Raw genomic sequence first — 22,711 nt, 5'->3', positions numbered from 1 at the left:
TTACGCATGTTACTAAATAAATTGTGTCAACTTATTTAGTACACTACAGTTTTAGAAGAAACGTAAAGGCGTTTTTTTATGCCTGTTTTTAAATTAGTCAATCGCCACGATTTCAAACACTTCCGCAGTTCCCTCCAGGCGAATCTTGGCTACGTTCTTGTTGGCCAGTTCGATTCTTGCAAAAGGAGTTTCAATCATGGTTTCTGATACGACCTTACCCTTCTTGTCCAGCTGGATGCACTTCAACGGGGCAGACGGGCGATTCATGAGCAGGGTATATGCCTTGACATTTTCCTTTACTCCGAAAGTCAGTGCTTTAGTGCTCTTGTAAGAAGTCGCCAGGTTGTTATCGAAAGCATAGATGGCCTTGTCCAGGCTGTCCGCTTCAAGTGAGAATCCCATGTTTTCCGGACGTAGCGGGTTGACGTCGAACGAGCGTACAGAGGCATAGTTGGTGCGTTTGGAATCCAGTCGTTTCAGGCGTACGTAGCGTGCTTTTTCCGGAGCTCCCTGCCAGTGGATGATGTATTGCTTGTCGAGTTCTCCGGTCAGTGCCTTCCAGGTTCTTCCATCTGCCGAGCATTCCACGATGGCATGGTCGAAATAGTCCACATCATCCTTGGAATTTCTTCCCTGAAGAATCGAGATTTCTGTCACGTCACGCACGTCGCGCAGGTCTACACCAATCCAATCGTTTGCTTTCTGAGCAATTCCCGAGGTATAGAAGGTAGTAGAATCATTGTCGAACATCAGCTTGGTTTGTACGGTATGCGCACTGCTGAAAGAACCGATACCTCTGTAGTCAGTCGGTACCTTGCCCGACAGCTTTTTCAGGTATCCGTGTGCCATGTCATCCATGGCATTCTCATAGAACGGCTGAAGTTTCAGCGTACCCGATTTGTGAGCCTCATAGCTTCTCCGGTCTTCGGGAGTCATGATATTCTGTATGTATTTTTCCCAGAACAGCGCATCGTCTTTACCTGAGCGGTAGATACGTGCCAGTTCGATGGCCTGCTTGCCGCGTGTACCTAATTTACCGAACTCTGTCAGCCAGGGGCGGAGCTCGTTAATTAGGGCCGCGTTCTTGCAACTGCTTTCCAGACGTGCTGGTGCACTTTCTACTTTCTTGAATTCTTCTTCCAGTGCGTTAGCCGCTTCGTCTGTCCAGTCAGCCAGGCGGAAAGTCTGAGTTTCCCACGACTCATCCCGGCGGTATCCGTTTTCGGTATCACTGGAATGGATGGCAAAGGTGCGGTAGGCATCGGTTGCTTCCGGAACTAGTTCCGCCAGTCCGCGTTCCCAGTTGTCGATGGCATTGTAGTCGGCAATGTTCCAGGTATAATCGGCCACTCCGTATAAAGCCAGCTTGGAGGCTTCTCCATGTTCCATCGGGTTGCTCACGATACCGCAGGTTTCATTAGCCGTGAGACTGGTGTCCAGTCCGTACACCGGACCCTGAAGCAGGAAGTTGCGGATGTAGTCGGTTACCGGATAGTTCCACCAGTAATAAGCCGGACGCTTGATGCGTGAGTTGATGAAGTCGAGTGTTTCGGGTGTCAGGTCGCTGCACACCACGTCGCCCGTCCAGAACACCTTGATTTCAGGATTAAGCGTTTTTCCGTAGATGGCCAGACTACCTTTCTCGGTCGGGTTCGCCCAAAGTTTGGAGTAATCGGTAGGGCAGACCGTAAGCGGAGAAACATCGCCTTTCACCTTCACAAACTCTTCTGTCAATCGGTTGAGCAGTTCTGTCTGCTTCAGCGGGTTGGTACCCTCTCCGGAAATATCGTCAAAGAAGATGGCAAAATGACGTACCCCTAAGTCATACATCCAGTTGAATTTATTGATCAGGTTCTGATAATCTTCCTCGTTCCACTTGATGTCCTGTCCCGGATGGATGGCCCATACAAAATCCACGTAGTTGCGGTTGCAGGCATTCACCAGTTCCTTGATGTGCTGAGCCTCTTTCTCCGGATAAGGCAGTCGCCAGTTCGGACAGCTGTGATAAGGGTCGTCTTTCGGACCATATAAATAAGAATTCATCTTGAACTTTCCGTAGAAATCAATGAGCGACAAACGTACCTCGTGCGACCACGGAGTACCATAGAAACCTTCCACTACTCCACGGTTAGGCAGGTCAGGATAATCGCTTATTTCTACAAAGGGAAGAGCACTGCCGGAAGAAACCGGGCTTTCCACCAGTTGCTTCAAGGTTTGTATGCCGTAGAAAGCACCGCGTTCGTCAAATCCCGTGATGGTGATTCCTTTTTCATTGACAACAAGGGCATAGGCACCCGACACTGCTTTTACATTGGCCTTACTGGCAACTTTCTGTCCGAAATCGATGGTTAGTTTAACTCCTTTCTTGTTCGGAGAAAGGAAATCAAGGTAACCCGCAAATTTATCCTGCTTGTCTTTCAGGTTGATACCCTGAGACAGGTTGCATGTTTTTCCGGCCATCGTCACAATCTGATGAGGCTGCGGATTCAGGATAAGTCCTTTGTGGTCTACTTTTTTTCCGGGAACAGCTTGTACATCTTGCTTCTCCGAGCGCTGGGAAGACAGATCGAATGTGTCTTGCGCGCATACATTGCCGTACATCAGTGAACACACAATGCCGGCGGTTACGCATTTTACATAATGATTCATTTTCATGATATGGATAATTTGAGGTAAATACAAGGTATTTGCTTGATTAAAACTCTGATTCAAAGATACGATTTGTTTCTGAATCGTGCAAACGGTAAGAGGATATGAAAAACAAAACACCCAGCTTTACATTGTAATGTATAAGGCTGGGTGTAGTTATTTAAATTTACTGATTTTCAGTATTTTGCGGAGAGACAGGCTCTCGAACTTATACTTTCACAGAATCTCATAAAACCGCAAACAACTGATAATCAAGTGCAAATTACAACATAGAGTAAAACTAAATGTTTCTAAATGTCTTTTGCTATCTCAATAATTGGGTGTATATTTGGGTGTAGAATTTCAAACGCACCCAATTATGAATATCAAGCGCAACATCATTTTTGCATTGGAGAGCCGGAAAAAGAACGGTGTGCCAATCGTAGAGAACGTACCCATCCGTATGCGTGTCATCTTTGCCAGCCAACGCATCGAGTTTACAACGGGCTACCGGATTGACGTAGCCAAATGGGATGCAGACAAGCAGCGGGTAAAGAACGGATGTACCAACAAGCTAAAGCAGAGTGCAGCCGAAATCAATACGGACTTGCTGAAATACTATGCCGAAATCCAGAATATTTTCAAGGAATTTGAGGTGCAGGAGGTCATGCCAACGACCCAACAGTTGAAGGAAGCTTTCAACATGAGAATGAAAGACACCAGCGAAGAACAGCCGGAAGAAGCCCCTGTCAGCTTTTGGGAGGTATTCGATGAGTTTGTAAAAGAGTGCGGTAACCAGAATAACTGGACGGCATCCACCTATGAAAAATTTGCAGCAGTGAGGAACCACCTCAAAGAGTTCAAGGAGGATGCAACGTTCAACTATTTCGACGAGTTTGGATTGAACGAATACGTCAACTTCCTGCGTGATACCAAGGATATGAGAAACAGCACCATCGGCAAGCAAATGGGATTCCTCAAATGGTTCCTGCGCTGGAGCTTCAAGAAAGGACATCATCAGAACATTGCATACGATACATTCAAACCGAAACTGAAAACCACCTCGAAAAAAGTAATCTTCCTGACTTGGGATGAACTGAACAAGCTGAAAGACTACCAGATACCCAAGGATAAGCAATACCTGGAACGTGTGCGTGATGTTTTCCTGTTCTGCTGCTTTACGAGTTTGCGGTATTCGGATGTTCGCAATCTGAAAAGAAGCGATGTGAAGTCCGACCACATCGAAATAACCACAGTCAAGACTGCCGACAGCCTGACGATTGAACTGAACAAATACAGCAAAGCCATACTGGACAAATACAAGGACATCCATTTCGAGAATTACATGGCTCTGCCCGTCATCAGCAACCAGAAGATGAACGATTACCTGAAAGAGCTGGGCGAACTGGCAGAAATCAACGAGCCTGTACGGGAAACCTACTACAAGGGAAATGAACGTATTGATGAAGTCACACCCAAATACGCTTTGCTCAGTACCCATGCAGGAAGAAGGACATTCATCTGCAATGCGCTGGCTCTCGGAATCCCGGCACAGGTGGTCATGAAATGGACGGGACACAGCGACTACAAAGCTATGAAACCCTACATTGACATAGCGGATGATATTAAGGCAAATGCCATGAACAAGTTTAATCAACTATAAAAGTATCAAACAGTTTCATAGATAGTTATCAATGACTATATTTGTAGAAATTATCATCACAATATGAGCAACAAGGAATCCAACATAGAGAAAACGAATTTTGATGCATTCATACAAGCGGTCGGTTCGGAAATAGAACAGGCACAAGTAAGGCTGATTGTTGCAGCCAATGCACAAATGCTGTTCCATTACTGGAAGATAGGCAATTACATCCTTTATCACCAGCAGCTGCACGGATGGGGAAGCAAAATCATCAAGCAGTTGGCAAAGGCTATCCGACTGCATTACCCTGAAAAGAAAGGCTATTCGGAACGTAACCTTACCTATATGTGCCAGTTTGCAAAAGCATATCCTTTAAGAGCGTTGCAAAGTTTCATAGAAACAGATGCAAGCCTGTCTGTCCCAACCATACAGAGTGTGACCAATGAAGTATTAAAACTGAATGACAAGCAATTTACGCAGGAACTTACTGCGCAAATACAATCGATTGATTGTCAATCATTAGCAATTACGCAGGAAGTTCCTGCGCAATTTGAAGATGTGGGAAAAACCGTGTCTGCCATTTACAGGATGGGAATCAGGGAAATAGAAGAAGTTTTCTTGACCTCTCCTATAGCCAAAATAAACTGGACAAGCCAAATGACTATACTTGACAGTTCGCTACCTTTAGGTCTAAGCTACTGGTACATGAAGCAGTCTGTGGAAATGGGATGGAGCAGCAATGTATTGAAAATGCAAATTGACAGTGATTTGTATAGCCGACAAATCAGCAACAACAAGGTAAACAATTTCACGACCACACTTCCGGCTCCACAAAGCGACCTTGCCAATTACCTACTCAAAGACCCGTACATCTTTGATTTGGCAGGAGCCAAAGAAAAAGCAGACGAAAGGGATATTGAAGAACAGCTGGTGAAACACGTTACCCGCTACCTGTTGGAAATGGGCAACGGTTTTGCCTTCGTTGCCCGGCAGAAGCACTTCCAAGTCGGAAACAGCGATTTCTTTGCCGACCTGATTCTATATTCCATTCCGTTGCACGCATATATTGTCATAGAATTGAAAGCCACTCCTTTCAAGCCGGAATATGCCGGACAACTCAACTTTTACATCAACGTGGTGGATGATAAGTTGAGAGGGGAACACGACAACAAGACCATCGGTCTTTTGTTGTGCAGAGGAAAGGACGAAGTGGTTGCCCAGTATGCCCTTTCCGGCTATGACCAGCCCATCGGCATCAGCGATTACCAATTGAGCAAGGCGATTCCCGAGAAATTGAAATCAGCGTTGCCCAGCGTAGAAGAAGTGGAAGAAGAACTGGCTTCTTTCCTTGACAAGGATCCCCAATAATAAGAGTATGCCATGCAGAAAACGATAACAACCCTCATTCCTCAATACGGGGAGCTGAACAGAATCTGCAAAGATTGGATTGTAAGCCATACTTTCTCTTTTGAAAAGCAGAAATTCATCGTTGATTTCTACTCGAAATGGAGCGATATAAAGGCTTTTGAGCAAGCTATCCTTGAACTGGTGCTGCATACACCGCCAGAACCATGTACCCTGCTGCTGAAAAGTCTGAAAAAGGAAGTCAAAGAATACATACGGCTTTATGAATCTTACCGCCTTCTCCATGACGAAGTGATCATACGTGTATGCTACCAATACGCAGACCGCTACAAGGAAACCATCAAGGAAGAGATGGAAGTGGTAAACAGGCTGCGCAAACCGATGAACGAAGCCAACAACCGCTATGATTCCATTGGCTACCGAGAGCATACACCCGAAGAAGAAAAGCTGGCGGAAAGAGAATATGAGCGTTGCAAGGCTGAATATGAAAGGGAGAAAGCCCAACTGGAGCATCTTTATGAGCAGCAAACCCTTCTCTGGAAAGAAGCCCGGCAATACATGAAAAACCGTTGCGACGACATCTACCTGCTTAGCGTACACTTCATGGGCATCCTGACCAAATATGTACCGGACGAAGAAAGCCAACCGAACGAAGCAGACAGGCAGAGCCGTACAGACAGCCAGCCGGAAGCTGAAACTACAACCGCATCGACTACAGCTACGACTGCCGGATTGCCTGAATATTTCAGCATGAAGCTGATTTCCCTAATTCATGAAGTTTGTGCAGGGGAACAGTTTGAAGACATTACCGCACCGGATTTCTATGCCTGCATGAATCTGCATCCCTGCCAGTGCGTACTGAAAATAAAGCCAAGGGAAAAGATACGGGTATGCTATCTGATTTCCCTGATGAGGGAGCAGTTGCCGGGGCAGGATAAGGACAAATGGAAGGAAGCCATCCTGAAACACCTGGATATTGATGAAGACTATTACAAGTCCAAGTACAGGGAACCCGTTTCCGATTTACCCAGTATTCCCAACCAAAAGTTCGCCAAGGAAATGGACGGAATATTCCGATAACCCGTGATATTCCAATATATTTTACGACATGACCACTTATACCACTCAAAATAATTTTTGAGTGGTATTTTTATTTCTTGATATTCAGCGATATAACAGAACAATCCATATCTATCATCCACATACTTACCACTCAAAACCCTACCTAATTTTGCATCGTTCGAGAACAGAAGAAACGGCCTGTGCGCAGGGCTATTGTCAAACAAGTAATCATACGGACGATGAACAACCTCAAAGAACTGTTAGTGAAACCCGTCTGGCAGATGACAGGCGAAGAGTTCCTTTTTCTAAGCAGACACGCTTCGGTACAGGCAGAGGCGCAACCGCAGCCGACCACCGACACGGAAAGAAAGTACGTGTACGGCATACTCGGCATAGCCAAGCTTTTCGGGTGCAGCCTGCCCACAGCCAACCGCATCAAGAAAAGCGGAAAGATAGACAAAGCCATTACCCAGATTGGACGCAAGATTATCGTGGATGCGGAACTGGCGCTGGAACTGGCTGGCAAGAAAACCGGAGGACGCAGATAAAGGAGGTGATTATGGACTATATAAAAGAAATATCACCCGAACAAGCCGTTATCCTCTGGCAGGAATCCCGGCTAAGTCTGTCAAGATGCTACGAAAAAGCCCCCGAAATTCTGAAAGTACACGGCTCTGTCATCGGGACGCTGGGCAATTTCAGCGCATCCATCGGCAAAGCCAAGAGCAAGAAAACCTTCAATGTATCGGCTATCGTAGCCGCTGCATTGAAGAACGGTACCGTGTTACGATATGCGGCTGAACTGCCCGAGGAAAAGCGGAAAGTGCTTTATATAGATACGGAGCAAAGCCCCTACCACTGCCTGAAAGTGATGAAGCGGATCCTGCGGATGGCAGGATTGCCCGATGACAGGGACAGCGGTTATCTGGAGTTTCTCGCTTTGAGAAAATACACCCCGGAACAGCGCATCAGCATTGTAGAACAGGCTATCTACCACTCACCGGATATTGGGCTGGTCATCATAGACGGCATCCGGGATATGGTGTACGACATCAACAGCCCCGGTGAATCCACCCGCATCATATCCAAGCTGATGCAGTGGACGGACGACAGGCAGATTCATATCCATACGATACTGCATCAGAACAAGGGGGATGAGAACGCAAGAGGGCACATTGGTACGGAACTGAACAACAAGGCGGAAACAGTCCTGCTGGTGGAAAAGGACAAGGGGAACAGCGACATCAGCCATGTTTCCGCCATGCACATCCGGGCGATGGATTTCGAGCCTTTTGCATTCTGCATCAACGACAGAGCCCTGCCCGAACTTGCGGAAGGCTACAAGCCGGAAGCAAGGAAGCCGGGAAGACCCTCGGTGGAAAAGTTTGACCCTTACAAGGATATTTCAGAACCGCAGCACCGTGCCGCACTGGAAGACGCTTTTGCACTGAAAGAGGAATACGGCTACAAGGAGCTGGAAGACACCTTAATCAGGACTTATCTGGCAGAAGGGGTTAGACTGAATCACCAGAATGCAGTGGCGCTTATCACCATGCTGCGCAACAAACGGATGATAGTGCAGGAAAACGGCAGGAAGTATTCCTTCAAGCCCGATTACCACTATTAGCCGACAATCCCGAAAATCGCTTCACTTTATTCCCGCATCCTATATATACGACAATTTAGTGAAGTGATTTCAGAAACAGACAAATCACTTCACTTTATTCCGGGGGTCTATATATTAGGAGTTTAGTGAAGTGATTGTACTGACCGCATACTTTTAAGAGTTGCGGGCAAAAAGAGAAATAATCAAAGCACTCACTAAAAACGATTTCCTTATGAACATCGAGACTGCAAAACAAATCAATCTGGCTGACTACCTGCACAGCCTGGGGTATTCACCCGTCAAACAGCAGGGTATCAACCTTTGGTACAAATCTCCCTTGAGGGAAGAAACAGAGGCTTCCTTCAAAGTGAACACCGAACGCAACCAGTGGTACGACTTCGGTTTAGGGAAAGGGGGCGGTATCATTGAACTGGCTGCACACCTGTATGCTACCGACCATGTACCTTACCTGCTGGAGCGGATTGCGGAACAGACACCGCATGTACACCCGGTATCTTTCTCTTTTGGCAAGCAGGACTCTTTCGGTCCGAGCTTCCAACAGCTGGAGATAGTACCGCTATCGTCTCCTGCCCTGCTTTCCTATTTACAAGGTAGAGGAATAAATCTGGAACTGGCAAAAAGAGAATGTAGTGAAGCCCGTTACACCCACAACGGCAAGCGTTACTTTGCCATTGCCTTCCCTAACGGTTCGGGTGGGTTTGAGGTTCGTAACCCCTATTTCAAGGGCTGCATCGCCCCCAAGGAAATCTCCCACATCAGACAGTCGGGAAAAGCAAGGACTGCCTGCTATGTGTTCGAGGGTTTCATGGACTACCTTTCCTTTCTGACATTGAGACAAGAGAGCTGCCCAAATTATCCGGAATTGGACGGGCAGGACTATATTGTATTGAACTCCGTATCGAATGTGAACAAGGCTCTCTATCCGTTGGGCAATTACGAACGCATCCACTGCTTTTTCGACAACGACCATGCAGGAATGGAAGCACTCCGGCAAATCCGCATGGAATACGGCAGAGACCGGTACATCCGGGACGCTTCGCAGATTTACAGCGGATGCAAGGACTTGAACGAATACTTACAGAAACAGGTTGAAAGAAAAAGGCAGCTCCAGTCCGCCAAAGGGGTGCGCAGCCAATCACCGGAGAAGAAGAGCGGCTTCCGGTTATAGCCCACTATAACTACACGCTCCGCTTTCGTAGTTGTGGGCTCTCCCGAGGGGATTAGGGCTTTGCCCTAATGACCCACTCAGGGCGTTTCACCCCTGAGAACCCCGAGCAAAGAGTGACCCTCTCTTTGCAATCTCCGCTTATGGGTTACCCCTAAGAAATCTCGTGCAAATGAGAGCAGAGGCAAACTTGCTTGACCTATGCCGAATGCAGCCGAGATTCATAAAATAACCCCTCTGCGAAAGCGAGCAAAGTAAATTAATTGTAAACAAAGAAAAGAAGCTATGGCAACAAAATCAAGCATACACATCAAGCCTTGCAACATCGCATCGAGCGAGGCACACAACCGAAGGACTGCCGAGTATATGCGTAATATCGGGGAGTCCAGAATCTATGTCGTTCCCGAACTTTCCACCGATAACGAACAGTGGATAAATCCCGACTTCGGCACTCCCGAACTGCGAACTCATTATGACAATATCAAGCAAATGGTCAAGGAAAAGACCGGACGTGCCATGCAGGAAAAGGAAAGGGAACGCAAGGGAAAGAATGGAAAGATTATCAAGGTGGCGGGATGCTCACCCATCCGTGAAGGAGTATTGCTTATCAGACCGGACACCACACTGGCTGATGTACGCAAATTCGGTGAAGAGTGCCAAAGACGCTGGGGCATCACTCCGCTACAGATTTTCCTGCATAAAGACGAAGGGCATTGGCTGAACGGTCAGCCGGAAGCGGAAGACAAAGAGAGCTTCCAAATAGGAAGCAGATGGTTCAAGCCGAACTATCATGCTCATATCGTATTCGACTGGATGAACCACGAAACCGGGAAGAGCCGAAAGCTCAATGACGAGGATATGGCAACCATGCAGACCCTTGCTTCCGATATTCTGCTAATGGAACGTGGGCAGACAAAAGCTGTCACAGGTAAAGAGCATCTGGAACGAAACGATTTCATCATTGAGAAGCAGAAAGCCGAACTGCAACGTATAGAAGAAACCAAGCGACACAAGGAGCAACAGGTAAGCCTTGCCGAACAGGAACTCAAACAGGTAAAAGCTGAGATACGTACAGACAAACTCAAAAGTGCAGCTACCGATGTAGCCACTGCCATAACCAGCAGCGTAGGTTCTCTTTTCGGAAGCGGTAAGTTGAAAGAACTGGAACATAACATCGAGCAGCTACATCAGGAGATTGCCAACCGGGACAAAGCTACTGATGAATTAAAAATTCAGATGCAACAAATGCAGGAACAGCACGGCAGACAAATACGCAATCTTCAAGGAATACATAATAAAGAGATTGAAGCTAAAGACAAAGAAATATCACGGCTAAACACCCTGCTTGAAAAGGCATTATGCTGGTTCCCATTACTCAAAGAAATGCTGAGAATGGAAAAATTATGCTATGTCACTGGTTTTACCAAGGGGATGGTTGATTCTCTTTTATACAAAAAGGAAGCTCTCAGATGTAGTGGAAAAATCTATTCCGAAGAATATAGACAGAGATTTGAAACAAAAAATGTAATTTTCAAAATTGAACGAAGCCCGATCGATAAGAATAAATTGATGCTGACTATAAACCAACAGCCAATCAGCGAATGGTTCAAAGAACAATGGGAGAAGTTACAGCAGCATCTGCGTAACTCAGTGCAGAAAGAACAAAAATCCAGAGGATTCAGGATGTAATATAGAGAAGTACAATTCATCATGGATTGTACTTCTATCGTAATATATAGTACAAAATCTAAGTTGTCTAACTATTCTAAAGTAAAATAAGCAATAAAAGAATATCTTATTCACTATTAATATACCATATTGTCAATATCTTTCCCTCATTTAGTCAATCGTATCTTTTCGTGGTAGAAATAATTTACGATAACCGGCTTGCCTTTTTCCGAGCGCCCGTAAGGCAAATCATTTATTCTATATGGAAACCCCTGTGCCTTGGCGTATTGGGAAATGTCCTGTTCCAATGCCTGCCAGTAATCAAGCCTCTTTTTGTTGTATATTTCTTCGTATAACGGAAAGAGGTCGGGATGCTTCTCACGGATATACGTCATTATCCCTCCCTTGAACTGCCCGCGCAGATTCAGGTTTTCGAGCCATATCAAATCGGCATATCCTTTCACTTTCTCGATAATCGCCTTCATATCGGTTATTCCGGGGAATATGGGCGATACAAAACACACGGTACGGATGCCCGCCTCATAGACCTGACGCATTGCGTTCAGACGACGTTCTATGCTCACGGCATTGTCCATATCCGTACGAAAACGCTCGTCAAGCGTATTGACCGACCATGACACCGTTACTTTGGGAAAACGCTTCAACAGGTCGAGGTCGCGCAGGACAAGGTCGGACTTAGTGCATATCATAATCTCGGCGTTGCTCCCACGCAGCTCTTCGAGCAGCCTGTGGGTACGGCAAAATTGCTCCTCATACGGGTTGTAACCATCCGTCACGGAACCTATCACAATGCGCTCTCCGTCATATTTGTGCGGATTGGCTATCGGTTTCCAGTTCTTCACGTCCAGAAATGCACCCCACGGTTCTGTATGCCCGGTGAATCGTTTCATAAACGATGCGTAGCAATACTTACAGGCGTGGGGGCAGCCCACGTAAGGGTTGACCGAATATCCTCCGACCGGCAGTGAGGATTTGGTCATAACGCTCTGTACGTCTATTTCTTTGATTATTTCGGTATTCATTGTAAGCGTTTTGTAAATTGTTCCGGCAGTTCCTGAATCATCCTTTCTTCGCCCATTATAGGCAGCAAATCCTCTTTCATAAACACGGGGACGCCCTGTGTTTGGGCTTGGTCGGCAATGTGAAGCACCCATTCGGGACGGGAATCCACTTTGCCTTTCCGATGTCCGGTCTCCGTACCTATGACAATCCAGTCGATACCCTCGAAATCTATATCGCCGATTTCATCGAAAATAGGTTCGAAAGTGACATGGTAGTGCTTGGCCTTGATATTTCTTTTCAAATCGTCTAGCCGCTTTTTTTCGGAATTGCGCGTGACGGTCACGCCCATCCATACATTCTCGTCATCTGTAGAGAAACTGATCTTGTCCGGACATTTCGTAAGGAATATATAAGCGTGTTGCGGATTGCTTTTCATTCGTCTGAATATTTCCGCATTCCATTCAGGCTTCCAATCGGAGAAATCGCTCATTCCGGTCATCAGCCATACGTGAGGCTTGGGCGTGTCGATGATACGCAGCTTTCGCACCATATATTCCGGTACGGAGAAGTCGTCCGTAATATGGAAACGGCGGCAGTTGTTACGGGCATAGCAGTAGCTGCACCCGATGGAGCAGCCTACCACTATGTTCATATTCTTTATCAGGGATTTTATACAGATAGTCATCTGCTTAGAGTTCCTTTTTAGAATCATTTCGGAGAGACTTTCCATTTTACCGGTTCTTTCAGTATGATTCCGTCAGTGGCATCCTCCTGTGAGAATGTATTGCTGCAATATTGTATGCAGAGCATGAGGAGCGGAGTCGTTCCGTTGTTACGGACACTTCGTTTTCCTGCAGGAGATACCCTGACAACGCTACCTTCTTCCACTGGGAACACTGTTCCGTCTACTTGAAATTCACCTTTACCGGAGAGGAAAAAATAAAGTTCCTCATGACTCTTGTGACTATGCAGAAATCCGGTTTCTGTACCCGGGGCGAATGACTGGAAAGAAAACTCGCTTCCCGTAGTTCCGAGAGCGGTGCTGCAGAATACTTTTCCGGGAATTTTCACATCCGGGCCAAGCTGAAGTTCGTATTCATTCAGTTCATTCAACTTACCGACACTGATCGCGGCGAAATTCTGTTCTACCGCGATTTTCCTAATCTTTTTCATCTTTCTAATATTTTGAAATGATTGTTTATACAGTTATTTAAGTGTTATGCTTTCTCCGTCTTCCGGTATAATCAGTCGGCTCATATCCGTCCCGTGATGGCGAGCTTCGTTGCGAAGGATGGCACGGGTGGTCTGGCAATGATCGATGGCATCCATGTGTACGGTAATCAGCTTGATGTGTGGGGGGAGTGTGTCAAGCATCGCCATTACTTCCTGTTCATTGGGGATGATACAACCGTCCGTCTTAGAGAATTCGGGGAATACCGCACCGCCACTGTTCACCACAATATAATTAGGACGATACTTTTCCACGGTAGCAAGAGTACATTCTTCCCATTTGCAATCGCCCATGATATAAATAGTCGGAAGCCCTTCGGACATCAGCACATAGCCCGAAACAGGTCCCATCATCTGGCCTATCTGACCGAAACCGTGATGGCCAATAGCACGGTGGATGGTCAGATGACCTAAGGTTATGCTCTCTTCAATCGCTTCTACATTTGAGAAACCATCTTTCAGGATGGCGGCCTTATCTTGTGGCTGGGTGTAGAAAGGAATGTCTTTCGGCAAATGCTGCTTTACACTTGGTTCGTAATGGTCGATGTGGTTGTGGGTGAGCAGTACCATATCAACACCTTCAGTAATGTCGCTAATAGGCATTACGAGATGTACCCTCGGATTCTTATATACACCGAGAGCTGATTGCAGGGTTCCTTTGTCGGCAAATACGGGGTCAATAAGAATGGTATGTCCTGCATAGTTGATTTTCAAGGTGGCACTGCGTACCAACCGAATAATTGCTTTTTCGTTCATGATGTTATGTTTTGTATTATTTTTCGGGTACAAAGTTCGAAAGGATATCCCAATGTCTCTATGCCTTAAAAACAGGAATATATGCCATTTTGATAAAAGAATGATGTATATTTGCAAAAAGCAAAAAACAAGAGTGATGAAAGCTATAATCAATCCCGAAAGACTTGTAAGCGTTCCGTTCAATAAAACGCAATGTGGCGTAGACTTCTACATTAACACAGGCGAAAGCAAGGACATCTGTGGTGTCTTGACCGAGCATAAGGCGTTTAAGACAGATTTTTTCAGCTTCTATTTCTTTCGTCGTGCCAATGGATATTTGTTGCTGAACTTCCGAAAAGTGGAGTTACGGGATGGTATGGTGCTGCTTTTGTCGCCGCACCAGCAACAGGAATGGCACGTGAACGAGGTAGAACTAGATTACACTTTTCTTATTTTCCGCGAAGACTTTATGCGCACGTTCATTGCTGACAAGTTCTTCGTATATCGGCTGTTGTATTATTATCAGACTGATACACCGCCCTACTTGTTTGCCGAGCCGGAGGAGCTGACGGAATATATGCGCCTCTTAAAAAAGATAAAACAAGAACTACAACATCCTGTGGTAGACACTTACAACCTCATTGTGTCAGTGCTTTATTATCTACTGGTAATTATCAACCGGGCATACGCTCAAACTTATCGTCTACCTGTCGAAGTGCCAAAAAACAATTACGCATTCAAATTCAAGGACTTACTCGAAAAACATATCCGAACGACACAGCGCGTTCAAGAATATGCTGATATGCTTCGGGTAAGTCGTATCACCTTGAATAATTCTGTCATGGCGCAATTTGGTGTATCAGCCATTCACTTACTCAAGCAACGTCTTTTGGAAGAGCTGAAAAATGAGCTACTGTTCTCCAATCTGAATGTGAGCCAACTGGCAGACGAGTTCCACTTTTCCGACCCCAGTCACCTCATGCGTTTTTTCAAAAAAGAAACAGGCAAGACTTTTACCCAATATCTAATGAATTACAAAAGAGGAATATATGAATAGAAATTTCATATTTGGCAAATGAATTCCATATTTAAGATATTTATTTTTTTGAATAACTATATTTTTCGTCATAAAGGTTCATTCTGCCAGTCCATAGAAATACCAATCGCTTTGTAATTGACATTCTTTTGAAGAATCTTAAAAAATACAAAAACACCCAATTTTACATTCTTGGGTGTAAAAAAGGGTGTAAATCTCGCAAATGCTTGATTTACACCCTTTATTGCGGAGAGACAGGGATTCGAACCCCGGGTACCTCGCGGTACAACGGTTTTCAAGACCGCCGCAATCGACCACTCTGCCACCTCTCCAAAACTCTTTTGAGAGTTGCCTTATTTTTCAAAAGCGGTGCAAAGGTAGGAATTATTTTTAACTTTGCAAACATTTCTGGATATTTTTTCTCTTGTGGTTAGTGTTTTTTGTCTTGTTTCCGGATAAAGTGCGTTACTGACTATTTGCATATTTAAAGTAAAAAACAATGTCGAATAACAGTTTGCTATATATTCCCTACGAAAAAATCGTTATCTTTGCACGACTTTTTACAAGATAATAGTTTTATTACATCATCTAAGGTATATTTATGAGTAAGAAAATTCTACTTAGCTGGCTTTTCATGGCCATTTTATGCTTGCCGGTATTCGCTCAGATACAGGAACCGGTAAAGTTTAAGACTGAATGGAAATCGGTTTCTGCTGATGAGGTGGAAATTGTATTTACCGGAAAAATGGAAAAGGGATGGCATGTATATTCTACTGACCTGCCTGAAGGAGGTCCTATTTCGGCTACTTTCAATACGGATAAGCTTGAAGGGGCAGAGGTGGTTGGAAAACTGAAACCTGCTGGTAAGGAAATTGACAAGATGGACCCGATATTCGGAATGCAGGTTCGTTTCTTTGAAGGTACGGCTACCTTTGTGCAGAAAATCAAGTTGAAAGGCGGGAAATATGAAGTGAGCGGTTATCTGCAATATGGTGCTTGTAATGATGAAAACTGTTTGCCTCCTACTAATGTAGAGTTTTCTTTCAAGGGGGAAGCTGCTGGAAAGCAAACGGCTGAAGAAGTGGTGGCAACGACAGAGGACCTGGCGTTAGCAGATACGGCATCGGTGGATTTGGTTCCGCTTCGTATTGGTGAAGATACGGCTGCGGGTGAAGCTGCTGACTACTGGAAACCGGTTATTAAGGAATTAAGTTCATTCGGTGAAAACGTGAACAATGAGTCTCATTCATGGATTTATATCTTTTTCGCCGGATTTGTAGGCGGACTGCTGGCATTGTTTACTCCTTGTGTATGGCCGATTATTCCGATGACGGTAAGTTTCTTCCTGAAACGTACCAAGGATAAACGAAAGGGTATTCGGGATGCCTGGACGTATGGGGCTTCTATCGTAGTGATTTATGTTACTTTAGGTTTGGCTATTACTTTGATTTTCGGTGCCAGTGCCTTGAATGACTTATCTACGAGTGCGGTATTTAATATCTTGTTCTTCCTGATGCTGGTGGTTTTTGCTGCTTCTTTCTTTGGAGCATTTGAAATTACCCTTCCGTCGAAGTGGAGCAATGCGGTAGACAGCAAGGCTGAACAGACTACCGGATTGTTGAGTATTTTCCTGATGGCTTTCACGCTGTCACTGGTTTCTTTCTCTTGCACCGGTCCGATTATCGGTTTCTTGCTGGTAGAAGTATCTACTTCTGAAAGTATTGTGGCGCCGGCCATCGGAATGCTGGGATTTGCCATTGCGTTGGCTTTGCCGTTCACCCTGTTTGCACTCTTCCCGTCATGGCTGAAGTCCATGCCGAAATCGGGAGGCTGGATGAATGTCATTAAAGTGACACTGGGATTCCTGGAACTGGCATTTGCATTGAAGTTCCTTTCTGTAGCCGATTTGGCTTACGGTTGGCGTCTGTTGGATCGTGAAACCTTCTTGGCATTGTGGATTGTGATTTTTGCGTTGCTGGGTATGTATCTGCTGGGAAAAATCAAGTTCCCGCACGATGATGACGATACAAAGGTAAGTGTGCCCCGTTTCTTTATGGCACTTGCTTCTCTGGCATTTGCCGTATATATGGTGCCGGGTTTATGGGGTGCTCCGTTGAAGGCTGTGAGTGCTTTTGCTCCTCCTATGCAGACACAGGATTTCAATTTATATAAGAATGAAGTGCATGCGAAGTTCAATGACTTTGATGCCGGAATGGAATATGCCCGTCAGCAGGGAAAACCGGTGATGATTGACTTCACAGGCTATGGTTGTGTGAACTGCCGTAAGATGGAACTGGCTGTATGGACAGATCCTACAGTAAGTAAACTGTTGAACGAGGACTACGTATTGATTACGCTGTATGTGGATGAAAAGACCAAATTGCCAGAACCGGTGAAGGTGATGGAAAACGGTACGGAACGTACATTGCGTACGGTAGGCGATAAGTGGAGCTACTTGCAGCGCTCCAAGTTCGGAGCTAACGCACAACCTTTCTATGTGCTGCTCGACAACGAAGGAATGCCGTTGAACAAGTCTTATTCGTACGATGAGGATATTCAGAAATATGTGGAATTCCTGCAAACAGGATTGAAGAACTATAAAAGATAATCAGTATGATTGCACAAGCAGAAAGAGAGCGTATCATCGCACTCATTCAGCGGGAGGTGGTCCCAGCCATCGGTTGTACGGAACCGGTGGCTGTGGCTCTTTGCGTGGCCAAGGCTACGGAAGTATTGGGGAAGTGTCCGGAAACGATTACCGCACGTCTGAGTGCTAACATTTTGAAAAATGCCATGGGAGTAGGTATTCCCGGTACGGGCATGATTGGTTTGCCAATTGCTATTGCACTGGGGGCCTTGAAGGGTAAGTCGGAATATGGACTGGAAGTCCTGAAAGACATCACTCCCGAGAGTGTGGAAGAAGGAAAACAGATGATAGCCGGTCAAGGCATTAAGATAGAACTGAAGGACGGTATCGAAGAGAAATTGTATATTGAAGTGGTTTGTTCGGCCGATGGAGATGAGGCTACGGCTATTATCAGCGGAGGGCATACAAACTTTGTGTATGCAGAGCGAAACGGTCAGGTTTTATTCGATCATAGAACCAAGGCAGGAGCTGAAGCCGATACAGAAGAAGTGGAATTGAACCTGAGCAAGGTGTACGACTTTGCTACTACAACTCCGCTGGATGAGATTCGCTTTATTCTGGAGGCCAAACGCCTGAACTTACAAGCAGCGGAACGTTCGTTTAAAGGAAATTACGGACATGAGCTGGGAAAAACCTTGCAGGGTAGCCGCAGCGAACAGAGTATCATGGGAAGCAATACATTCACGCATATCCTTTCGTACACATCTGCTGCATGCGATGCCCGTATGGCAGGAGCCATGATTCCGGTGATGAGTAATTCCGGTAGCGGAAATCAGGGAATTGCTGCTACGCTTCCGGTCGTAGTTTTTGCGGAAGAGAATCATAAGACAGAAGAAGAACTGATTCGTGCCTTGGTGCTTAGTCATCTGACAGCTATTTATATCAAGCAGAATCTGGGACGTCTGTCGGCTTTGTGCGGTTGTGTCGTGGCGGCTACAGGAAGCAGTTGCGGAATTACTTACCTGATGGGAGGGGAGTATAAGCAAGTAGCTTATGCCGTGCAGAACATGATTGCTAATCTGACAGGTATGATTTGCGACGGAGCCAAGCCAAGCTGTGCTTTGAAACTGACCAGTGGGGTATCTACCGCTGTGTTCTCTGCTATCCTGGCCATGGAAGGAAAGTGTGTGACTTCAGTAGAAGGTATCATTGAAGACAATGTGGATTTCAGTATCCGTAATCTGACGAAAATCGGTTCTGAAGGCATGAACGAGACCGACAAGCTGGTGCTCGACATCATGACGCATAAACATTGTGATTGAGTTGTTCCGGTAATGAAACAGACTACAGACGCGGATTATATACAACAACTCATTACTGAAGGTGAACATGTGCATCAGGATTTCAAGTTTGCCATTTCCGATGCCCGGAAAATAGCGAAGAGTTTGTCGGCTTTTGCCAATACCGGAGGGGGAAGATTGCTTATAGGAGTAAAAGATAACGGAAAAATAGCAGGAATACGTTCGGAAGAGGAGCTTTACATGATAGAAGCTGCAGCTACAATGTATTGTAAGCCTTCCCTACAACTTGATAACCGGTTATATAAGGTGGAAGGCAAAGATGTGCTGGAGGTTTATGTTCCCGAAAGCAAGGAGAAGCCTGTCTATGCCCTCGATGAAGACAATCGGCCCAAGGCTTACTTGCGCATTAAAGATGAAACAATCTTGGCCACTCCGGTCCACTTGAACGTGTGGTTTCACAATAAAGAAGAAGTGGTAGTGACTTATACAGAGAAAGAACAGTCTATATTAAATCTGGTGGGGCAGCACGGCGAATTGACGTTGAATAAGTGTGTCAGGCTTTCAGGGCTTCCGCGGAAGCTGGTGATTGGCTTACTGGCAGATTTTATTCGTTTTGACCTGGTGGAACCGGTATTCAGGGAGCATACATTTTATTTTAAACTCAAATCTGATTAATAAACTTCATGGATCTATTCACGAATATCATAAATGAAGCCAATAATGTCTTGTGGACTTATGTCCTGATAATCATGTTGCTGGGATGTGCCATCTGGTTCAGTGTTAAGACTCGTTTCGTACAGTTCCGTATGTTGGGTGAGATGATCCGGTTACTGGGTGATTCGACTGTTAAGATAAACGGACACGAGAAACATATCTCTTCTTTTCAGGCTTTTACCATTTCGCTGGCAAGCCGTGTTGGAACCGGCAATCTGGCTGGTGTGGCAACGGCCCTTACGGTAGGTGGACCAGGAGCGATTTTCTGGATGTGGATTATTGCGCTGCTGGGTTCCAGCAGTGCCTTTGTAGAATCTACGTTAGCCCAACTTTTTAAAGTCAAAGGAAAACATTCCTATGTCGGAGGCCCTGCCTATTACATGGAGCGTGGATTGAAGAAACGTTGGATGGGAGTACTTTTTGCTGTACTGATTACGGTCACGTTTGGTCTTGCATTCAATTCGGTGCAAAGTAATACTATGAGTGCTGCCTTGCAAAGTGCTTTTTCTATAGAGCCTTTGAACTCAGGAATTGTCATTTCGGTATTAACCCTTGTCATCATTTTTGGAGGTGTACATCGTATTGCAGCTATCAGTAGTGTCATTGTTCCTGTCATGGCTGTCGGTTATATTGCATTGGCTTTGTTTGTTGTATTGGCTAACATTGACCGTATCCCAGCAGTTGTTGAACAAATTGTCGGTAATGCTTTTGGCTGGCATCAGGCCGTTGGTGGCGGAATAGGAACGGCTCTGATGCAAGGGATTAAACGGGGACTTTTCAGCAATGAGGCTGGTATGGGATCTGCCCCCAATGCTGCGGCAACGGCTCATGTAACCCATCCCGCTAAACAAGGATTTATTCAGGCTCTGGGAGTGTTTACAGATACTCTGCTTATTTGTTCCTGTACAGCTTTTATCATTTTGTTCGGTGAGGATTATATTGGCAGTGGCCTGGATGGTATTCAGTTGACCCAAGCGGCGCTGACCAGTGAGGTTGGTAATATTGGAGGCATCTACGTTGCCATTGCTACTCTTTTTTTCGCATACAGCAGCATTTTAGGAAACTATTATTACGGAGAAGCTAATATCCGCTTTTTCACCTCTCGACAGTGGCCGGTAGTTTTATACCGTATGTTGGTTGGAGGGATGGTTTTGTTTGGCTCATTGGCAAGTCTGAATCTGGTATGGAACTTGGCTGATGTTACTATGGCTTTAATGTCCATTTGTAACCTGATTGCAATATCCTTACTTGGCAAATATGCTTTTCGCTTGCTCGATGATTACTTGGCACAGAAGCGGAAAGGCATCAAAAGTCCAGTCTTTCACAAAGAGCAGATGAAAGATATTGAGCAGGATTTAGAATGTTGGTAACTATTTTCGTATCTTTGCAAATCAAAAAACAATAAAAAGTACAAGTATGAGTATATTTTCAAAACTATTAGGCAAGAAAACAGCAGAAGGTGCTGATGAAACGGTACGTGTGGGCGGAATGGAAGACTTCATGACGCTGATTCGTGTGTATTATCAGGCAGTAATGGCAGCTCAGCTGGGTATCAGTAACATTAACTTCCTGCCGGATTTGGCTGTATTCAAACGCACATTGAAAGTTCCTACGCAGAATAACAAACTTGGTATCGCAGAGCGTACACGCTGCCGCAAGATGCTGATGGATATTTATGGTCTGCCTGAAACTTTCTTCAAGGAGATTGATGGTTCTATCAAGCGCAACTGCCGCAATGTGAACGATATAAAGAACTATCTTTTCATGTTCCAGGGATTCAGTCAGGATTTGATGATGGTGATCGGTAACCTGATGCAATGGAAGTTCCGTATGCCAGGGGTATTTAAGAAGATGCTTCGTAACATGACAGAAAAAGCTGTGCATGACATTCTGACAAAAGTAGACTGGAAGGATGATGGCGTACGTAAGACTTGCGGAAACATTCGTCAGTATCAGCATGCATTAGGCTATTCTGAAAGCTGGATGACGGAATATGTCTATAACATCGTATTGCTGGCAAAGAAGGAACCTAAACCAAAAGCATGACGTTGGACGAGCATTTGCTTTCTGGAGTGGAGCATCATCCGCTGGAGCCTTTTCTTCCGGAGAATGCAGTCTTGCTGATGCTGGGTAGTTTTCCTCCGCAGAAGAAACGCTGGAGTATGGATTTCTTCTATCCCAACCTGCAGAATGATATGTGGCGTATATTCGGCTTTATTTTCTTTGATGACAAGGATTATTTTCTCAGTCCTGAAAAGATATTTGATAAAGAACGCATCATTGCTTTTCTGCGTGAAAAAGGGATTGCTCTGTATGATACGGCTTCGTGTGTGCGCAGATTGCAGGATAATGCTTCTGACAAGTTTTTAGAGGTGGTTTCGCCCACGGATATTGGGCTGCTTCTTCAGCAGCTTCCTTCCTGTCGGGCGGTGGTGACTACCGGTCAGAAAGCGACGGATGTGTTTTGCGAGCAGATGGAAGCAAAAGAGCCTCCGGTAGGAGGGGGGAGTATGTTTCACTTCAGAGACCGGGAGCTGACCCTCTATCGGATGCCGTCTTCCAGTCGGGCTTACCCTTTAAAGCTTGAAAAAAAAGCGGCGTATTATCGTCAGATGTTCAATGACTTATCTTTACTGTAGAGGGATTCTGGAAAAATATTTTTCGAAATCCCTTGCAGTTTCCGAAATTTGTACTACTTTTGCAACCGCAAACACGGGAATAGCTCAGTTGGTAGAGCATCGGTCTCCAAAACCGAGTGTCGGGAGTTCGAGCCTCTCTTCCCGTGCCGAGATAAAAAGCTGTAACTATTTGGTTACGGCTTTTTTCTATTTATAGCCTATAGACAATGGGAAAAGAGTTTCCGATGTCAGTCTCGGGTCAACGTAAAAACCTGAGGGATTTATTGTTTAGGCATAAATTTTAGTC

Annotated in this window: 19 protein-coding genes and 2 tRNA genes; 15 read left to right on the top strand and 6 right to left on the bottom strand. The window is 45.4% G+C overall.

Features of this window, described 5'->3' with window-relative positions; all coding sequences use genetic code 11:
* Nucleotides 1-93: 93 nt before the first annotated feature.
* A complete protein-coding gene (locus tag DXD04_RS15425; protein ID WP_117674050.1) occupies nucleotides 94-2,655 on the bottom strand; it encodes a glycoside hydrolase family 84 protein in 2,562 nt (853 codons plus the stop codon).
* A 352-nt stretch (nucleotides 2,656-3,007) separates the two neighbouring features.
* On the opposite strand from DXD04_RS15425, the gene DXD04_RS15420 reads away from it, so the two are divergent.
* The 7 genes from DXD04_RS15420 (at nucleotide 3,008) to DXD04_RS15390 (ending at nucleotide 11,181) form a co-directional block, all read left to right on the top strand.
* Complete coding sequence (locus tag DXD04_RS15420; protein WP_007756660.1) at nucleotides 3,008-4,291, top strand: site-specific integrase; 1,284 nt, start codon at nucleotides 3,008-3,010, stop codon at nucleotides 4,289-4,291.
* Between the two features lie 63 nt (nucleotides 4,292-4,354).
* Entirely contained in the window at nucleotides 4,355-5,641 is a 1,287-nt protein-coding gene (locus DXD04_RS15415; RefSeq protein ID WP_007756662.1) for a PDDEXK nuclease domain-containing protein, read from the top strand.
* Nucleotides 5,642-5,653: 12 nt separating this feature from the next.
* On the top strand, nucleotides 5,654-6,718 hold the full coding sequence (locus DXD04_RS15410; RefSeq protein WP_115485124.1) for a hypothetical protein: 1,065 nt from the start codon (nucleotides 5,654-5,656) through the stop codon (nucleotides 6,716-6,718).
* A 221-nt stretch (nucleotides 6,719-6,939) separates the two neighbouring features.
* On the top strand, nucleotides 6,940-7,248 hold the full coding sequence (locus DXD04_RS15405; protein ID WP_005654521.1) for a DUF3853 family protein: 309 nt from the start codon (nucleotides 6,940-6,942) through the stop codon (nucleotides 7,246-7,248).
* An 11-nt stretch (nucleotides 7,249-7,259) separates the two neighbouring features.
* Entirely contained in the window at nucleotides 7,260-8,327 is a 1,068-nt protein-coding gene (locus DXD04_RS15400) for an AAA family ATPase (RefSeq protein WP_117589719.1), read from the top strand.
* Between the two features lie 211 nt (nucleotides 8,328-8,538).
* Nucleotides 8,539-9,495, top strand: a complete 957-nt coding sequence (locus tag DXD04_RS15395) for a toprim domain-containing protein (RefSeq protein WP_032839816.1) — start codon at nucleotides 8,539-8,541, stop codon at nucleotides 9,493-9,495.
* Nucleotides 9,496-9,777: 282 nt separating this feature from the next.
* Nucleotides 9,778-11,181: a hypothetical protein gene (locus tag DXD04_RS15390; RefSeq protein WP_022210005.1), complete on the top strand. Its 1,404-nt coding sequence runs from the start codon at nucleotides 9,778-9,780 to the stop codon at nucleotides 11,179-11,181.
* A 146-nt stretch (nucleotides 11,182-11,327) separates the two neighbouring features.
* On the opposite strand, the gene DXD04_RS15385 is transcribed toward DXD04_RS15390, so the two are convergent.
* Genes DXD04_RS15385 through DXD04_RS15370 form a run of 4 tightly spaced genes read right to left on the bottom strand, consistent with a single transcriptional unit; the run spans nucleotide 11,328 to nucleotide 14,169 of the window.
* Complete coding sequence (locus DXD04_RS15385) at nucleotides 11,328-12,203, bottom strand: radical SAM mobile pair protein B (protein WP_005924033.1); 876 nt, start codon at nucleotides 12,201-12,203, stop codon at nucleotides 11,328-11,330.
* Nucleotides 12,200-12,868 carry a radical SAM mobile pair protein A gene (locus DXD04_RS15380; protein WP_005924036.1) on the bottom strand — a complete coding sequence of 223 codons (669 nt, stop codon included), beginning with the start codon at nucleotides 12,866-12,868 and terminating at the stop codon, nucleotides 12,200-12,202. Before DXD04_RS15380 ends, DXD04_RS15385 begins: the two co-directional genes overlap by 4 nt.
* Nucleotides 12,869-12,891: 23 nt before the next feature.
* Complete coding sequence (locus tag DXD04_RS15375; protein WP_005924039.1) at nucleotides 12,892-13,356, bottom strand: cupin domain-containing protein; 465 nt, start codon at nucleotides 13,354-13,356, stop codon at nucleotides 12,892-12,894.
* Nucleotides 13,357-13,389: 33 nt separating this feature from the next.
* Entirely contained in the window at nucleotides 13,390-14,169 is a 780-nt protein-coding gene (locus DXD04_RS15370) for an MBL fold metallo-hydrolase (RefSeq protein ID WP_005924041.1), read from the bottom strand.
* A gap of 136 nt (nucleotides 14,170-14,305) precedes the next feature.
* Here DXD04_RS15370 and DXD04_RS15365 point away from each other — a divergent pair, with 136 nt between their 5' ends.
* Nucleotides 14,306-15,205 (top strand): helix-turn-helix domain-containing protein, encoded by a 900-nt coding sequence (locus tag DXD04_RS15365; RefSeq protein ID WP_025819263.1) that lies wholly within the window; start codon nucleotides 14,306-14,308, stop codon nucleotides 15,203-15,205.
* 226 nt (nucleotides 15,206-15,431) lie between these two features.
* On the opposite strand, the gene DXD04_RS15360 is transcribed toward DXD04_RS15365, so the two are convergent.
* Nucleotides 15,432-15,516 (bottom strand) — tRNA-Ser (locus tag DXD04_RS15360).
* A gap of 269 nt (nucleotides 15,517-15,785) precedes the next feature.
* On the opposite strand from DXD04_RS15360, the gene DXD04_RS15355 reads away from it, so the two are divergent.
* The 7 genes from DXD04_RS15355 (at nucleotide 15,786) to DXD04_RS15325 (ending at nucleotide 22,571) form a co-directional block, all read left to right on the top strand.
* Complete coding sequence (locus DXD04_RS15355; protein WP_117674049.1) at nucleotides 15,786-17,792, top strand: protein-disulfide reductase DsbD family protein; 2,007 nt, start codon at nucleotides 15,786-15,788, stop codon at nucleotides 17,790-17,792.
* Nucleotides 17,793-17,797: 5 nt separating this feature from the next.
* A complete protein-coding gene (locus DXD04_RS15350) occupies nucleotides 17,798-19,093 on the top strand; it encodes an L-cysteine desulfidase family protein (protein WP_117674048.1) in 1,296 nt (431 codons plus the stop codon).
* Between the two features lie 12 nt (nucleotides 19,094-19,105).
* Complete coding sequence (locus DXD04_RS15345; protein ID WP_117674047.1) at nucleotides 19,106-19,747, top strand: AlbA family DNA-binding domain-containing protein; 642 nt, start codon at nucleotides 19,106-19,108, stop codon at nucleotides 19,745-19,747.
* Between the two features lie 8 nt (nucleotides 19,748-19,755).
* Entirely contained in the window at nucleotides 19,756-21,156 is a 1,401-nt protein-coding gene (locus DXD04_RS15340) for an alanine/glycine:cation symporter family protein (protein WP_117674046.1), read from the top strand.
* 46 nt (nucleotides 21,157-21,202) lie between these two features.
* A complete protein-coding gene (locus DXD04_RS15335) occupies nucleotides 21,203-21,832 on the top strand; it encodes a hypothetical protein (protein ID WP_007563486.1) in 630 nt (209 codons plus the stop codon).
* Nucleotides 21,829-22,425 carry a uracil-DNA glycosylase family protein gene (locus tag DXD04_RS15330; protein WP_117674045.1) on the top strand — a complete coding sequence of 199 codons (597 nt, stop codon included), beginning with the start codon at nucleotides 21,829-21,831 and terminating at the stop codon, nucleotides 22,423-22,425. The genes DXD04_RS15335 and DXD04_RS15330 overlap by 4 nt, the downstream gene beginning before the upstream one ends.
* A gap of 73 nt (nucleotides 22,426-22,498) precedes the next feature.
* A tRNA-Trp gene (locus DXD04_RS15325) sits at nucleotides 22,499-22,571 on the top strand.
* Nucleotides 22,572-22,711: the final 140 nt, after the last annotated feature.

The sequence above is a fragment of the Phocaeicola plebeius genome (genome assembly GCF_003437535.1).
GTDB lineage: Bacteria > Bacteroidota > Bacteroidia > Bacteroidales > Bacteroidaceae > Phocaeicola > Phocaeicola plebeius_A.
This window is presented reverse-complemented; position numbering and strand designations above follow the sequence as displayed.

What these genes read in the sequence shown, in the direction of transcription:
- DXD04_RS15395 (WP_032839816.1), top strand. Translation starts at nt 8,539, where the DNA reads ATGAACATCGAGACTGCAAAACAAATCAATCTGGCTGACTACCTGCAC.
- DXD04_RS15400 (WP_117589719.1), top strand. Translation starts at nt 7,260, where the DNA reads ATGGACTATATAAAAGAAATATCACCCGAACAAGCCGTTATCCTCTGG.
- DXD04_RS15330 (WP_117674045.1), top strand. Translation starts at nt 21,829, where the DNA reads ATGACGTTGGACGAGCATTTGCTTTCTGGAGTGGAGCATCATCCGCTG.
- DXD04_RS15385 (WP_005924033.1), bottom strand. Translation starts at nt 12,203, where the DNA reads ATGAATACCGAAATAATCAAAGAAATAGACGTACAGAGCGTTATGACC.
- DXD04_RS15425 (WP_117674050.1), bottom strand. Translation starts at nt 2,655, where the DNA reads ATGAAAATGAATCATTATGTAAAATGCGTAACCGCCGGCATTGTGTGT.
- DXD04_RS15405 (WP_005654521.1), top strand. Translation starts at nt 6,940, where the DNA reads ATGAACAACCTCAAAGAACTGTTAGTGAAACCCGTCTGGCAGATGACA.
- DXD04_RS15370 (WP_005924041.1), bottom strand. Translation starts at nt 14,169, where the DNA reads ATGAACGAAAAAGCAATTATTCGGTTGGTACGCAGTGCCACCTTGAAA.
- DXD04_RS15345 (WP_117674047.1), top strand. Translation starts at nt 19,106, where the DNA reads ATGAAACAGACTACAGACGCGGATTATATACAACAACTCATTACTGAA.
- DXD04_RS15380 (WP_005924036.1), bottom strand. Translation starts at nt 12,868, where the DNA reads ATGACTATCTGTATAAAATCCCTGATAAAGAATATGAACATAGTGGTA.
- DXD04_RS15340 (WP_117674046.1), top strand. Translation starts at nt 19,756, where the DNA reads ATGGATCTATTCACGAATATCATAAATGAAGCCAATAATGTCTTGTGG.
- DXD04_RS15410 (WP_115485124.1), top strand. Translation starts at nt 5,654, where the DNA reads ATGCAGAAAACGATAACAACCCTCATTCCTCAATACGGGGAGCTGAAC.
- DXD04_RS15355 (WP_117674049.1), top strand. Translation starts at nt 15,786, where the DNA reads ATGAGTAAGAAAATTCTACTTAGCTGGCTTTTCATGGCCATTTTATGC.
- DXD04_RS15335 (WP_007563486.1), top strand. Translation starts at nt 21,203, where the DNA reads ATGAGTATATTTTCAAAACTATTAGGCAAGAAAACAGCAGAAGGTGCT.
- DXD04_RS15350 (WP_117674048.1), top strand. Translation starts at nt 17,798, where the DNA reads ATGATTGCACAAGCAGAAAGAGAGCGTATCATCGCACTCATTCAGCGG.
- DXD04_RS15390 (WP_022210005.1), top strand. Translation starts at nt 9,778, where the DNA reads ATGGCAACAAAATCAAGCATACACATCAAGCCTTGCAACATCGCATCG.
- DXD04_RS15415 (WP_007756662.1), top strand. Translation starts at nt 4,355, where the DNA reads ATGAGCAACAAGGAATCCAACATAGAGAAAACGAATTTTGATGCATTC.
- DXD04_RS15375 (WP_005924039.1), bottom strand. Translation starts at nt 13,356, where the DNA reads ATGAAAAAGATTAGGAAAATCGCGGTAGAACAGAATTTCGCCGCGATC.
- DXD04_RS15365 (WP_025819263.1), top strand. Translation starts at nt 14,306, where the DNA reads ATGAAAGCTATAATCAATCCCGAAAGACTTGTAAGCGTTCCGTTCAAT.
- DXD04_RS15420 (WP_007756660.1), top strand. Translation starts at nt 3,008, where the DNA reads ATGAATATCAAGCGCAACATCATTTTTGCATTGGAGAGCCGGAAAAAG.